This window comes from Pirellulaceae bacterium (genome assembly GCA_019636385.1).
Classification (GTDB): domain Bacteria; phylum Planctomycetota; class Planctomycetia; order Pirellulales; family Pirellulaceae; genus Aureliella.
Genome location: JAHBXT010000004.1, coordinates 296,769 through 310,870, shown reverse-complemented (window position 1 = coordinate 310,870; position 14,102 = coordinate 296,769). Strand labels below are relative to the sequence as shown.

Genomic DNA, 14,102 nt, shown 5'->3' with positions numbered 1-14,102 from the left:
TATTGACCTATTCGCGAATTCGGAACAACTTGTACGTACCTTTCGGTTGCTGCCGCGCACGCTGGCTGTAAGCCGGAAATAGGCACCGCTTTGCAAGCATGGGAGGCTTGTGGCGACGCTGTTTGGACAGGTTCCGGTAGGCATGATCGCCGACCCGCTGTCCCAGGCTTGGTATTAGAGATTATCTTCGCTCGTAACGCTAGCACTGACGGCAAGGAGGCCGACAATGTCTACGTCTGTTCCAGATTCTGGTGGTGCCGATCAACCCGCTCGATCCGCCCAGCGGCTGATCAGCTTGCGGCAGTTCTTGAAAGAAGCCGCATTTGTTGGTGCACGCGATATCGAGGTTCGGCGATGTGCCCATCGCGCAGATCGCTGCCAGCCGGGCGACGTATTCGTGCCCACCCATTCGCCCAGTCACGACGAAGCCGATCGAGCTGACGAGGCAATTCGCCGTGGAGCTGTGGCTGTAGTCTGTGAACGACTCTTGCCCGTCTCGGTTCCGCAATGCTTGGTAGAAGACAATCGAGAAGTCTACGCGCGGTTGTGCCATGCCTTGTCCGGTTCACCGTCCGAAAGAATGCTAACAGTAGGTGTCGTCGGTTCACACGGCAAGACAACCGCCGGATTGTTCATCGCTGCGATGCTCAAACGATTAGCCGGTGCCGCAGCCTATTACACATCGTTAGGTGCCAGCGATTCGACGACCTGTGATCGTACCGCCACCCGCGCTCCCGGTGCAGCCAAGTTGGCCAATTGGCTGGAACGCGCCGAACGTACAGGTGCGCCTGCTGCCGTGATTGAATTGACCCCAGCCATGTTGCACAATCGCATTGTGGCCGGTGTGAGCCTGGACCTGTTGGTCGTAACCAGCTTGCGACCTGGCCAAAATACGGGTAGCCCCACGAGCCAACAATTGACTGGGCTGATCCAGGAATTGCTTGCCAGCCTCAAACCACACGGAGTCGTATTGGCCAATGGCGACGACGCCGGCGCAGCCACGTTTGTCGATTCGATTGAAGGCCCGGCGGCAGTCTACGGTCTGGATGCGGGCAAGCACGTGCGTGGCAAGCGACTAGGACGTTACGGTGGCCAGCAACAAGTGATGGCGATTGCCGGCAATGTCATGATGCCGATGACCTTGCAGATTCCTGGCGATCATATCGCCCGCGGCGCTTTGGCTGCAGTGGCTGCAAGTTGGATCATGGATTTACCGCTGACCGATGCGATTGGTGCCGTCGAGTCGTTGCAGTTGATTCCAGGGCGCATGCAGCGCTTGACTCAAGCTGTGGATGTGCCAGTGTATATCGATCATGGTCAGACGCCAGATCGCGTGGCAGTGGCCCTGCACGCTTTGCGTTCACACCACCTGGGACCAGCCACTGTAGTTATGGATATTGGCAATCAATTGGCCACGCAATTTCGGCAACGACTGGGCGAAGTGCTCGACAAAGGTGCGCAGCGGATCGTACTGAGCGCCTCCGATCTGTCCCCCGAGGCGGCTCAACGATTGTCCATGGATGTGCTCGGGGGCTGTCGCAGCCCAGGGCGCGTGCATGTAATTCCGGATCGACAGGCCGCCATCGTGTGGGCCGTGAGAAATACCGAACAGGGCTGCATCCTGTTGAGCGGTTGTGGAGCAGGCGCATGGAGTTCCCGCGACGGCCAGTCCCTGACCGATGAAATGGTAGCAAAACAAGCGGTCCAGCAGCGCAATAGCTTGGCCGCAACCGCACAACTTTCGATCTACCCCCCCAGTTCCTCAACCGAATTTTTTTCCCACTAGCGCCCCTGTGGCCAGGCACGCTGTAGCCAAGGCCGGTCGTCGAAATGCTGTTAGTCGCTACGGCTTTCGCTGCTGCGCTGGCCAGAGCGCGGACTCGCTACGGCGACACAGGGCTGATTCGGAACGTGCTCCAGGTCCTCTTGGCCACACCTACCAGCGTGCGAAGGCACCGCTGCCGTGTCGAAAAAAATTCTCCCCAACCGCTGATGGTGGGGCACATCACCGTTGACTCGCTCGGCGGTGATCTTGTATTCCCGAATGGATCAAGCACGATCCATGGTGCGGCTGTGACCTAGACGGATTGGAAACAATCCCGTGCGCTGCCGACCAAAGATCGAACGGGGATGTGCAGGATGAGCATCTCTGCTTTGATAAGACAGGAAGTCGAATCAGTGGAAGTTCTGTCGATAGCTATGGTTTTGCGGGAAAACATAGCTGGCCTCCCTCCTGGGTCGGAGCATTAAGGTGCAGGGAAGCGATTTCTGGGTCAGTCGCTCTCAAACACCGCTTCGCGGCAGAGCTTAAGTCTGCGCACTGGAGCGTTCTTGGGTAACCAAGAGCGCTCCGGTGCCAGGGAACACCAACCCCAGCAGTCCTCTCCAACTGCTGGGGTTTCTGGTTGGGGTTCTGGGGGGTTGGGGTTCTGGGGACACAGCAGAATGGCGGGCGGGTAGGAAATTCCTAAAAAGTTGGGAATGCCGGTCAAAGAATTCCAGGGCCAGTTCGTCTAACAAGGTATCAAACGCAATTCGGCCAGCATTGGTCACTGGACCGAAGCTGAACTGCGACTGTTGTACCTTCAGGAGACGTATCGCTATGGCTCGAATGGCCCGCGAAGAACAGTTCTCGCCCGATGAAATCGCGATCGTGCATGTTGTCAACCGCGCCGTCCGTCGCTGCTTTCTGATGGGTGAAGATCCATTCACCGGTCGCAACTTCGACTACCGCAAACAATGGATCCAGCACCGCATCGAGCACTTGGCCGCCTACTTTGCTTTGGACCTGCTTAGTTATGCGATTCTTTCCAATCATGTTCACCTGATCCTCAGATCGCGACCAGATGTGGTGGCGACATGGGACGATACCCAGGTGGCTTGGCGATGGCTGATGCTGTGTCCCTTGGAAAAGAACAAAGATGGTTCGCCCCGCGAGCCTACCATACCGCAGCTCAACGCAATCCGCCATGATGCTGTAAAGCTAAAGCAGATTCGCACCAGGCTGAGCGATATTTCCTGGTGGATGCGGCTGATGTGCCAGACGATCGCTCAGCGAATCAACGCCGAGGACGAGGCTAGCGGGCGCGTGTGGGAGTCGCGTTTCCGGGCCGTACGATTGCTAGACGAGTCGGCATTGCTAGCCTGCACGGCCTATGTGGACCTGAATCCGATTCGGGCTGCCATGGCTCAGACGCTGGAAGCAAGCGACTTCACATCTATCCAGCGGCGCATCGGTGCGCTACAACCAGCGCCGGTTGATAAAGAACCTGAGGCTAACAGCGCATCGACTTCGCAACCAGAAACCAAGCCAGCGGACGGCTTCTTGGCACCGGTGCTTTTGGACGAGCGGACCGATGCGATGCAGACGTTGCCCAGCCAGACAGGGCTGCGCTGTAGTGATCGTGGCTTTTTGAACCTGACGACTGTCGAATATATCCAACTGCTGGACTGGACGGCGCGACAAGTTGTTGCGGGCAAACATGGTAGCACGCCTGAATCGGCTCCGCCGATATTTGAACGACTGAAGCTTGGCATGTCACCCGACACGTTTGGCGAACTGGTCGGCAGTTTCGGCAAACTGTTTAAGCTTGTAGCCGGCAAGCCCAGCGTCGTGGATGCTCACCGCAGTCAGCGCCGACGCAAACGCTTTACGATGGATTCTGCCGCGCGGCGCCTGTTAGAAGTCTAACGCGAATTCTTGCGGCTGTCGCGGAACTGGCAAACTGCCCCGCAATTCAGAGCCGGCAATACACTGCCTGCAGGGCTGTAATGCGAGGCATCGTAATGATGTTGACTGTGCCTCACGTCAACTGACAGGTTCCTAAGCTGAATTCCAATTTCAGGAAGCCGTACTCGGGCGATCTTGCGTTGCACCGAAGCAGCAACGACCAAACTAAACGAATATCTATCGCGTCGTTCGCCCTTATCCCCCAAACCCATCAAATTATTCTGTCAATCCACTGTCCCCCGACAGATTGCTGTGTCCCCCAGCGGGGGCGGGGTGTTCGAATCAAACTACGTCTGACGGCGCAAGAGACTGGGCTGTCCGTGAAAGCGGGACCACCTCACGGCGCCTGTACTTTACCCCCAGCCATCCTGCTGTGTCCCCAGGGGATCCCCCTCCCAGGGGATCCCCCTGGATTGCTGTGTCCCCAGGGGACCATCACACTTCCCTGCACACTTCCCTGCGCGCTGAATGTACTCGAAAGACATACATTCTTGACTCCTCAGGCTCCTGCGAATTCCAGAGATTCATTAGGCTTATGGCATCATCAAGATTATCAAAGAGCCCATATTCATTCAGATAATCGGCGGGAACTTGCCTTTTCCACTCGGGATTAAATGGCGGAACAAGGCGATCTCCGCCCTCCAAATCTCCGTTGCTAGTTGGCTGATAGATGGCTGAGTGATTACATGAAGCCCAGCTTACGTCGTAACCGAGGGTTAAGCTGATTGGCGGCATAGCCATAGGTAAGTCGAATACGAACTCGCAATGGGCGTCGTGTAACGCTTCGCAGAAAAGTAGTTCAAATATCTTACAATTAGGATCTAGGTGATGCAGAAATTGATCACAGACACTTCGGTCTCGAACAAAAGCATGCTTCGGATAATCCCCGAAATACTCCGAATAGCTCGCGAGCGTGTTAGCGACTATTTCCTTTGTAGCACCGGTGCAATCCCAAAAGTCTAATTGAGGACAGCTCACAGGTGGCAGCCGATCAACTCCTCGATATGGACCGAATGACTTACACTAATCGCTTGTAGAGTAAATCCATTCGTTGCTCACGAATTGGAACTCAGCTCTTACCACAATCAAGTAGCCCACTCCGTACATCTGTTCAATCATAATTGGAAGTTCGGCGGTACCGGAAGGTGGATATTTGGGCCGCCTCCCGGCCCAATAATGTTTATGTGCCAACCAGCAATCCATCTGCTATCTGCAGGTCTTGGAATTGTCCAGCCTCGACTCAGCAAGTCGTTGATAAGTGCTCGTGTGTCAGCTTCCGAGAGTCGTCGTCCTGTAGTTTCTAAACTCTCTAGCCAGCCCTTAACTGACTTGGAGTAAAGGTTGTCCAACAGTTATTATGCACCACCAGCCCCAGCGCGCCGACTTGGTAGACGTGCTGGCCGTGGACTTCGATATTGTAGACGGCGGTGGGTTGATTTTGGATGGTGATGGACAGGACTTGCACGGAACCGTCCGCGGAAGGTAGTGTTTCACCGATTTCTAGTTCACCCAGAGGTACCCAATAGTTGCGATCTTCGGACCAGATGGGGTGAATGGTGGTCCCGGTTATGATTTCAATCCGACCATCAGTACCGAGGATTTCGACGCTGGCGACGGTGTGGACTTCGCGAGTGCAGAAGCGAGCGGTAACTACGCTGCCTTCGCCGGCGGCGATTTCAGGGCAGTCGTCGAGGGCAGTGACGAGGGCTGAGCCGTGAACTTGCAATTCTTCCATGTTCATCGGCAGCAGCTTGCCTGCATGGATACCGTGCTGCTGAATCCACCCGCGCGGTCGTAGCAGCTCAGCATCTACAATACCACCATCGGTGCGGTACATGGTGATGGACAGCTTGGCCCAAGCGGCTTGATCGGGCTCTGGCAGGCTGTCGTCGTACTCCCTGGGTCGCGGGTTCTGGGTGGGAATGCGTGCGCCTAGTGGCACCTGCTCGATGGGAAGGAGCAGCGAAGTTTGAAGTGCGACAGATTGCTGTGTCCCCAGGGGGACTCCTGCAGTTTCGTGCTAGGGTGCTGCAGAGGGCGCTTGCCGTCGCCGTGGCTGGTTGTGTTTTGAATGCGGTTGCGCAGGAGGCGAACGCTCAATGGACGGTGACGAGTTTCTCATCGCCATACAATTCGCATCCTTCTCCGTTTTCTAGCTTGGATACAACGATCTACGGTATAGGCAGCGGACAGCAGGCCGGGTGAATCCAATATCGGAGTCCAGGTTCTGCAGGCAGCACTCGAGAGAGCGTCTGGAGTGGAACGACTGAGTCATGGGACAGTTTGCATCCGCCGACAGCATTTGCCTCGAAGGCTTAAAGTACCTTCAACGGTTGGCAGGTTGGGAGTGTTAGTTGTTTTCTTTGCTCAGTCAGGATCACGCGAGTCTATGGAGCGGCACTGCTGAATCGCGAGTCGACCTGCCTCCTTTTCTGCAAGGGAGTGTTTCGGAAGCCTTTGATTTGAACGACACTCAGCAGGTAGGTTGGGTGAATTGAACTAGAGCGAGCCTGTGGACTGGCACAGCCGATTCTTGGGTCGACCTGCACCCTGAAGCGGCTACATCATCACTAGCTTGGGACGTGTTTAACGGCTATCAGGTTGGCGAAGTTCGGATCGACAGTTTCACGCACGCAAGTTTTTGGAACGGAACTGCCGCGTCATAGGAAGATTTGTCGGTGTACCTAAGTGGCTATTGGCAAAACACGCTGGCCAGGAGCGTTTGGAGCGACGGCAAAACGATTCCGGTGGTCGGCTACGGTTTTAACCATCAAACTGTAGGCCGAGAAGGACTACGGTGGACGCGCCGCGTACCACAACCCTCGACGCTGCCGCTAGTTCTATTGGCGCTGGGCAGCACGCTACTTCGCGGCAGAGCTTAAGGCTGCGCATTGGGGCGTTCTGAGGCAACCAGGAGTGCTCCGGTGCCAGGGAACAATAACCCATTTGCGGACTGCTGCGCCAATCTCATCAAGTGACACTCTTGATGATTATGCTGACTGTGACGATAGCGAAGCGTCAGTTGGTAGCGACGGTCACGGCAATCTGTAATATCGGGTCCATGAAGGCCGGTTAGTGCTCCAAAACGCTCGACCCGAGTTTGACCTGCGGTCAACGGAGCCTAGCTTTCCAATATTGTGCTGCAAACTTTACGCAGAATTTGATGCGTCACCTTTCATAGGACTCATCGACAATGTTGGAATTCATCGCAAGCATAGAATCCTCGGTTCGTGGATACGTCCGATCGTTTCCAACCGTTTTCTCGACGGCTAGTGGAGCCTGGCTGACCAACAGCGAAGGTCGCCGATACCTCGACTTTTTCGCCGGTGCTGGTGCACTTAACTACGGTCATAACCCAAGGTGCGTGAAAGACGCTCTGCTAGATTACATTGCCAGCGATGGCATTTTGCATAGCCTTGACATGGCAACGGAAGCCAAAGTCGCTTTCCTGAGAAGCTTCGACTCCATCATTTTGAAACCGCGAGGACTAGATTACCGTGTCCAGTTTACCGGTCCCACGGGAACGAACGCCGTCGAGGCGGCCATCAAGCTGGCACGCAAAGTCACTCGCCGTAGCCACATTGTGGCATTCACGAATGCTTATCACGGGCATTCGCTCGGCGCGCTGGCGCTGACCGGCAATCGTTACTACCACGATGAGTGCTACGGCTCGCACAACAACGTGACACACCTACCATTCGATGGCTATCTTGGTGCGACAGATACAAGCCAGCTTCTCGAAAAGTTGCTCGACGACAGGAGCAGCGGTCTGCCGATGCCCGCCGCTGTAATCGTGGAAACGATTCAAGGCGAAGGGGGTATTCGAGTGGCCAGTACCGCTTGGCTGCAAAACCTCCAGCGGATCTGCGCTCATCACAAGATTCTGCTAATCATCGATGATATCCAAGTTGGTAATGGACGCAGCGGGACGTTCTTTAGCTTCGAACCTGCCGGAATCAAGCCGTCGATGGTCTGTCTTTCCAAGTCGATTGGCGGCGGGCTTCCCATGTCATTGGTCTTGATCCAACCTCAGTTCGACCAGTGGCAACCGGGTCAACACACGGGCACCTTCCGCGGCAACAACCTCGCGTTCGTGGCTGGCAAGGCGGTTCTGGAATATTGGAAAGATAACAGGTTGGGCGAACACGTTCAAAGTTTGTCCAAGTGGACTGAGGCTTGTTTGCGCGGCATCGTCGAGCGATATGGAGACGACACATGGAGCGTTCGAGGCCGCGGGATGGTGTGGGGGTTGGATGTGGTTTCGGGCGCAGTCGCTAAATGCATAACCGCACGCGCCTTTGAACTAGGACTCATCATCGAAACGTCGGGCGCTGACGATCATGTTGTCAAACTTCTGCCACCCCTGACGATCACCGACGACGAGTTGTCGTTGGGGCTGAAGCTCTTGGAGCAGGCGGTTCGAGAGGTGGTCTCAGAGCCACCAGCCATGCCTCCTGTTGCCAAGATAGTCACTCCCATTTCGGTTCCTGGGTGCGGCTATGTCAATAGTTAACGCTATCCTATCTCCCTCTTGCCTAGCGATGGCTCCCGTTGTCGCCTGGCCGACAGTGGAGACTTTTCTAGATCGTTTCGACCAGGTCTGTCGCGATTACGGGTCTGCGACAGCGATCGTGCATGGCGAAACCTGCTATACGTACCATGAGCTGGATCGCTGGGCCAACCGTATCGCCAATCATTTGCTGAGCCTCGATCCCACGCCGCATCAGCATATCGGTCTGTGCCTTGATCGTTCCGCTGGGGCGATCGCAGCGATGATCGGCATCATGCGCTCCCGCAATGCCTTCGTTCCGCTCGACCCAGCGTACCCCGTCGAGCGTTTGCGATACATGGTGGAGGACGCTCGCGTCCGCCGGATTATCTGTGACGCGCCCTATCGATCGCTGTTTGCTGACCCAACTTTACAGCTCCAAATCTTGTGTCCAGCAGATGAAGTCTGGAACTCGGCAAGTGATCGCCAGCCGAAAGGCACGATACTTGGCGAGGACTTGGCTTATATCATGTACACTTCGGGGTCGACCGGAAACCCGAAAGGCGTCGAAATTGAACACCGAGCGTTAGCGACTTACTGCGCTGCAGATGTCGAGATTTATCAGCTCACTGCGGCTGACCGCACGTTGCAGTTTTCGACCCTGAACTTCGACATTGCGATCGAGGAGATCTTTCCGCCGCTGATGGTCGGCAGCACCGTCGTTGTCCGCCCGCTCACGCGTTCAGCGTCGGATAATGAACTCTCCGCCATCATTCGCGAATTCAAAATCACAGCGTTGCACTGCGCGACGGCTTATTGGCATGAATGGGTGGATTTAATGCATGCCAGTCACGATGCCGTTCCCGAATCACTCCGTATGGTCTTGGCCACGGGAGAAAAAGTTTCACCAGCGCACTACCATCGTTGGAAATCGCTGTGCCGCCATCAGCTTTTGTGGTGCAACGCCTATGGACCGACTGAAACAACCGTCACGGCCACAGTGTTTATTCCCGAGCCCGATTGGGACGGCGACAACATGCCGATCGGCAAGCCACTCAAGGGCTACACAGCTTACATTTTGAATTCGGTCGATCGCCCCGTTCAGCCAGGCGAAACCGGCGATCTGTATATCGGTGGCCCCGCGCTGGCGCGCGGCTATCTGAATTTGCCAGAGCGGACCAGCTTGGTGTTTCGAACTATATCCCTCCCGGATCAAATGGGAATCGAGCGCAGCACACGCGTCTATAAGACAGGCGACCTGGCACGTTGGCTTCCTAGCGGGGACATCGAATATGCAGGCCGCATTGACCATCAAATCAAATTGGGCTCCTACAGAATCGAACCAGGTGAGATTGAATATCATATTTCAAGCCACGCGCGCGTGCTGGAGTCGCTAGTCACACATAGTGACGTCGATGGCAAGAAAGCGCTGATCGCTTACGTTGCCACCGGTAGCAACGCGGTCACCGCTGCCGAACTGGCTGAGTATCTGCGCGACTGCCTTCCCAGCTACATGATTCCCAGCCGCTATTGTTTTGTTGACGCGTTTCCCAAAACCATCAACGGCAAAATCGATCGCCAGCGACTTCCTGATCCAGCCACCGGAGAAGTTCCACGCCAGAGTGATTTCGAGTCCCCAAGAAACGCAATCGAAACAATGCTGGTTGAATTGTGGGAGCAGGTGCTGGGCGTATCGGGTATTGGAATCCACGACGATTTTTTCACGATTGGTGGCAGTTCGCTGCTGGTAACCCGCGTCATCGCAGGGATTCGTCGCGAGTACGATCTCGCAATCCCGGTTCGTGATTTCTTTGCAAATCCGACCATCGCATCCATCGCGGCGTTATTGACTAAGCAACTTGGCGGTGCGGTAACCGCCCAGCCCGACGAGGCCGCTGGTCAGCGTATTCGCCAGCGGATGCCCGACATCGATGCGTTCTTTTACCCCGTCGGAAACGAACAATTGTTTGTGATCCGTTACGTTCCACGAAAGTTTCAACCCGGTAACCGCTGTGGGCTGTTAATCTGTCACGCGGATGGTCACGAATATGTACGCGCCAGTCGCAATGTCCAGCAAATGGCGATGCACTTCGCCAAGTCAGGCCTTGACGTGATGCGTTTCGATTTTTCTGCATGTGGCAACTCCTCCGGTGTCAACAGTGACGGGCAGGTTGACACTTGGAAGGACGAACTGCGCAGTATTGCCGCGATGTATCGCGCTCGCGCCGATATCGACCATCTGACCGTGCTCGCCGTTCGATTGGGTGCCTTGATTGTTCAGGAGAGTTTGGATGGGACCTCCGACCAGGCTCCGTACGCCGATCGCGTGATCTACTGGGATCCTGTGCAATCAGGTCGAGGATATTTGTCCATGCTGGACGCGTTTCAACATCAAAACTTGTCGAGCATGACCGATTTTCCAGTACGACGGCGCACCGATGTTGCTCAAACATTCGGCCTTGAATTGCCCATCTGCAAACGACAAAGCTACGAGCGTTTGGAATTTCATCCGGACCCGCTGATTGGCACCCAAGGTTCGGGCGTGCCGCTGACAATTGTGACCAGTGCCAACTACTGCCAAGTTGAAGGGTTGCATTTGAACCCGTCCATCCCGCTATTTGAAACCTGCGACGAGATTCGGTGGCATGAGTTTCGTTATTGCAATACTGCCTTCGCGAGTCCTGAGATTGCCGCGACCCTTGGAAGATTGTTGGGAGTCAACGCACGATGAATGAAAAGGCCCAGGTCTTTGGTCAATGGAGGCATTTGGTCGGCGTTTCCAGCGAGCCAGTCCCAGAAGCGCCCAGACGCAATACCGCTCTGCTTCTGCTCACCCCTGGTATGTTGCATCACGTGGGGCCGCTGAGGATGCACGTCCTGATCGCGCGGCGGCTTGCCTCATCTCATTTTGTTTCGCTTCGCTTCTGTCTGTCAGGCATTGGCGAGAGTTTTGGAGTCGCCTCTGAAGGCTCTTCGCTCGAGCGCGCGACCAGCGAAATTGTCACCGCCATGGACCATGTCGAAAATCAATTTAACCTATCGAGATTCGTGCTGTTCGGGTTGTGCTCCGGTGCAGATGACGCAGTGCAGGCGGCACTGAAAGATCGTCGCATTGTTGGCTTAGCTTTGATGGATGGTTGCGGATTCCCAACGCGCGGCCATGCAGTTCGAAAATGGTTGTATCACCGACCCCGGAAACTTTGGGGACGTTTGCAACATGCCCTCGACGAGAAATCCAGGAAATTTCGGATGATGGCCGAAAGCGGGTCTGCTTTCCCGGTAGGCGACGACATTCGCGAGTTCCCGGAACGTCAGCAATGCGAGGCGGAATTAGAATCGCTTGCCGAACGAAACGTCAAGAGCTTGTGGCTCTACACCGGTGGGGCACACAGCTATTTCAACGGCCTAGGGCAATTCAGCGAAATGTTTCCACGACTTGCGGGGAACCCTGCCTTCACCGTCCGCTACTATCCCCACATTGACCATGTTGCACGACTCGCCGAGGATCGGGCCTTAGTCGTCAATGAAGTCGCGAACTGGATGCAGACTCATTTCCCGCAAACACTGGAATCAAGCGCCCCGGCGACCTCAGCAGGTGGTTTTGGATCAGGCCAGTTACAAGCTATCCCAATCGGCCAGCCAGGCGGCGACGTCGGCGTCGCTGGGCATGCGCCAGTCGCCGCGCGGTGAGAGGCTGACGCTGCCGACCTTGGGGCCGTCAGGGACACAGGAACGTTTGAATTGGTTGCTAAAGAATCGCTTGAGGAAGATGCTCAGTGTGCGACGAACTTCGTCCGCTTCATAATGGCGGCTGAATTGAGCTCCAGCAGCCAAGTGCAGTATCTTTTTGGGTGAGGCACCGCCGCGAATAAGGTGGTACAAGAAAAAGTCGTGCAGTTCATACGGTCCGATGCTGTCTTCCGTCCTCTGCAATACTTCGCCACTAGCCGATTTGGGTAGTAGCTCAGGTGATATCGGAGCGGCGACCACTTGTTGCAGGCACTCGCGAACCGGCGATTGGAATTGATGTTCAGCTAGATAGGAAATCAAGAACCGCACCAGCGTCTTGGGTATCGATGTATTCACATTATACATCGACATATGATCGCCATTGTAGGTACTCCAACCAAGTGCCTGTTCTGAAAGATCGCCAGTGCCAAGTACAAATCCACGGCTCATGAGCAGCAGCGTTCGTACACGTGCCTGTACGTTTTCAAAAGTCAGATCGTTTCGGGCATCTGTCGGCAAGCTTTGTAGCCGCTTTTCAAATTCCGACATGTCCAGCCCCGCCAACGGAATTCCAAACGGAGCATGATCGATTCCCAAAAACGTATCTAAACACAATTGGCGGATGTCAATAGTCTGACTGGTCACCGACAGATGCTTCATCAGCGCCTGGGCAACGCCGAGCGTTTTGGCGGTGGTACCAAAGCCGGGCATGGTCAGTCCCACAATCCGCTGGACGGGCCAATCATATTGCTGGCAAGTTCGCACCGCGACCAACAGCGCGAGTGTACTGTCCAAGCCACCAGACACGCCAATACTCAGCGGCGTATGCGCCGGCAGGCGACCAATCCGCTTGGCCAGAGCGGCACACTGAATTCCAAAGATCTCTTCGCAACGACCATGTAGCGTAGCTGGGTCCTCTGGCACAAACGGTCGGCCACTGACATGGCGCAATCCACCGTCCGCAGTAGACTTTGAGGAAGGCAATTCAATAGTTCGAAATACCGTGCGACTGCGCTGGCAGGCGACCTGCCAACTAGTTGTTAGGCGACGATCGTGTTCGATACGCTGTAGATCAATATCGGCAGTCGCCTGTGTCTGCTGAACGGGGCGATTGTCGGAGTTGCCAACACGTTTTGACTCCGCCAGCAACCTGCCGCCTTCGGCGATCAAGCAGTGCCCACCAAACACGACGTCGGTCGTTGATTCGCTGGGGCCAGCGCTGGCGTAAGCATAGGCGGCCAGACAGCGGCCCGATTGACTGGTGACCAACACCTTGCGCCAATCGGCTTTGCCAATCAGTTCATTGCTAGCCGAAAGGTTCAGAATTAAATTGGCTCCAGCAGTGGCTTGTAAGCTGCTGGGCGGCACGGGCATCCACAAATCCTCGCACAGCTCAATACCAATCTTCAAGCCTCCACGACGAATCAGTAGATCGATTCCAAACGGTACCAGGCCGTGGCCTTCCAACTGGACGTGGCTGGGCAAATTACTGTCGGCCGCAGTAAACCATCGAGCTTCGTAGAACTCTTGGTAGTTTGGCAAGTACTGTTTGGGAACCAGGGCTACGACGCAGCCCGCATGGAGCGCCGCGGCTACATTGTACAGCCGTCCCTCTACAGCTAAAGGCAGACCGACCAGGACCAATTGGTCCGTCGTACCAGTCGCCTGGGCGATTCTGTTCAAGGCTCGCAGACTTGATTGCAACAAGACATCTTGGGCAAACAAATCGCCACACGAGTATCCGCAGAGCGATAATTCGCCAAAAACGACGACGCTGCTGTCGGAGTGCATCTTGAGCGCGGCAATTACGTTGTCGCCATTCGCGTTGGGATCGGCCACACAAACCGGATGACTGGCCGCCGTAACACGGACAAAGCCCCAATCTTGCATCAATGACTCCTGGGGCCAACTCTAGCTTGCTGCCCGCTATTGAATATTACCTTTAGTAAGACTGCTAGGAGTCCGCCCAGGTTCTTGCTTCTTACCGGCTCGGCCCAGACTCTGATTAGTTTTCACTAGCGGATCGGCCCTGGCAGAATGTCATAATTCTGCTGGGCCTCAGTTCGGGTTGCAGGGAACGACCTCGGCTTTCGACTTCAAGAGCATCACCATGCAATAGTGCTCCCAGCCAGTGTTTCATAAAACGTGATTGTC

General features: G+C 55.4%; 7 protein-coding genes. 5 read left to right on the top strand and 2 right to left on the bottom strand.

All coding sequences use genetic code 11. From position 1 onward, the window contains the following. The first annotated feature begins 226 nt into the window (after positions 1-226). Both KF752_15720 and KF752_15715 read left to right on the top strand, forming a co-directional pair. A complete protein-coding gene (locus KF752_15720; GenBank protein ID MBX3423003.1) occupies positions 227-1,786 on the top strand; it encodes a hypothetical protein in 1,560 nt (519 codons plus the stop codon). 1,089 nt (positions 1,787-2,875) lie between these two features. Continuing rightward, positions 2,876-3,691, top strand: a complete 816-nt coding sequence (locus KF752_15715) for a hypothetical protein (protein ID MBX3423002.1) — start codon at positions 2,876-2,878, stop codon at positions 3,689-3,691. Positions 3,692-5,039: 1,348 nt separating this feature from the next. Here the strand turns inward: KF752_15715 and KF752_15710 are convergent. Further along, positions 5,040-5,672, bottom strand: a complete 633-nt coding sequence (locus KF752_15710) for a hypothetical protein (GenBank protein MBX3423001.1) — start codon at positions 5,670-5,672, stop codon at positions 5,040-5,042. Between the two features lie 1,251 nt (positions 5,673-6,923). Here KF752_15710 and ectB point away from each other — a divergent pair. The 3 genes from ectB to KF752_15695 are packed head-to-tail and all read left to right on the top strand — an operon-like array spanning position 6,924 to position 11,909. Continuing rightward, positions 6,924-8,243 carry a diaminobutyrate--2-oxoglutarate transaminase gene (gene ectB, locus KF752_15705; protein MBX3423000.1) on the top strand — a complete coding sequence of 440 codons (1,320 nt, stop codon included), beginning with the start codon at positions 6,924-6,926 and terminating at the stop codon, positions 8,241-8,243. Beyond that, positions 8,230-10,950, top strand: a complete 2,721-nt coding sequence (locus KF752_15700) for an amino acid adenylation domain-containing protein (GenBank protein MBX3422999.1) — start codon at positions 8,230-8,232, stop codon at positions 10,948-10,950. Before ectB ends, KF752_15700 begins: the two co-directional genes overlap by 14 nt. Beyond that, positions 10,947-11,909, top strand: coding sequence for a lipase (locus tag KF752_15695; GenBank protein ID MBX3422998.1), 963 nt, complete (start codon positions 10,947-10,949; stop codon positions 11,907-11,909). Before KF752_15700 ends, KF752_15695 begins: the two co-directional genes overlap by 4 nt. Here the strand turns inward: KF752_15695 and KF752_15690 are convergent. Then, on the bottom strand, positions 11,835-13,838 hold the full coding sequence (locus tag KF752_15690; GenBank protein MBX3422997.1) for an NAD(+) synthase: 2,004 nt from the start codon (positions 13,836-13,838) through the stop codon (positions 11,835-11,837). The two genes, KF752_15695 and KF752_15690, sit on opposite strands and share 75 nt — an antisense overlap. Between the last annotated feature and the right edge of the window lie 264 nt (positions 13,839-14,102).

Coding starts and splice junctions, on each gene's coding strand:
- KF752_15720 (MBX3423003.1), top strand. CDS start 227: ATGTCTACGTCTGTTCCAGATTCTGGTGGTGCCGATCAACCCGCTCGA.
- ectB (MBX3423000.1), top strand. CDS start 6,924: ATGTTGGAATTCATCGCAAGCATAGAATCCTCGGTTCGTGGATACGTC.
- KF752_15700 (MBX3422999.1), top strand. CDS start 8,230: ATGTCAATAGTTAACGCTATCCTATCTCCCTCTTGCCTAGCGATGGCT.
- KF752_15695 (MBX3422998.1), top strand. CDS start 10,947: ATGAATGAAAAGGCCCAGGTCTTTGGTCAATGGAGGCATTTGGTCGGC.
- KF752_15690 (MBX3422997.1), bottom strand. CDS start 13,838: ATGCAAGATTGGGGCTTTGTCCGTGTTACGGCGGCCAGTCATCCGGTT.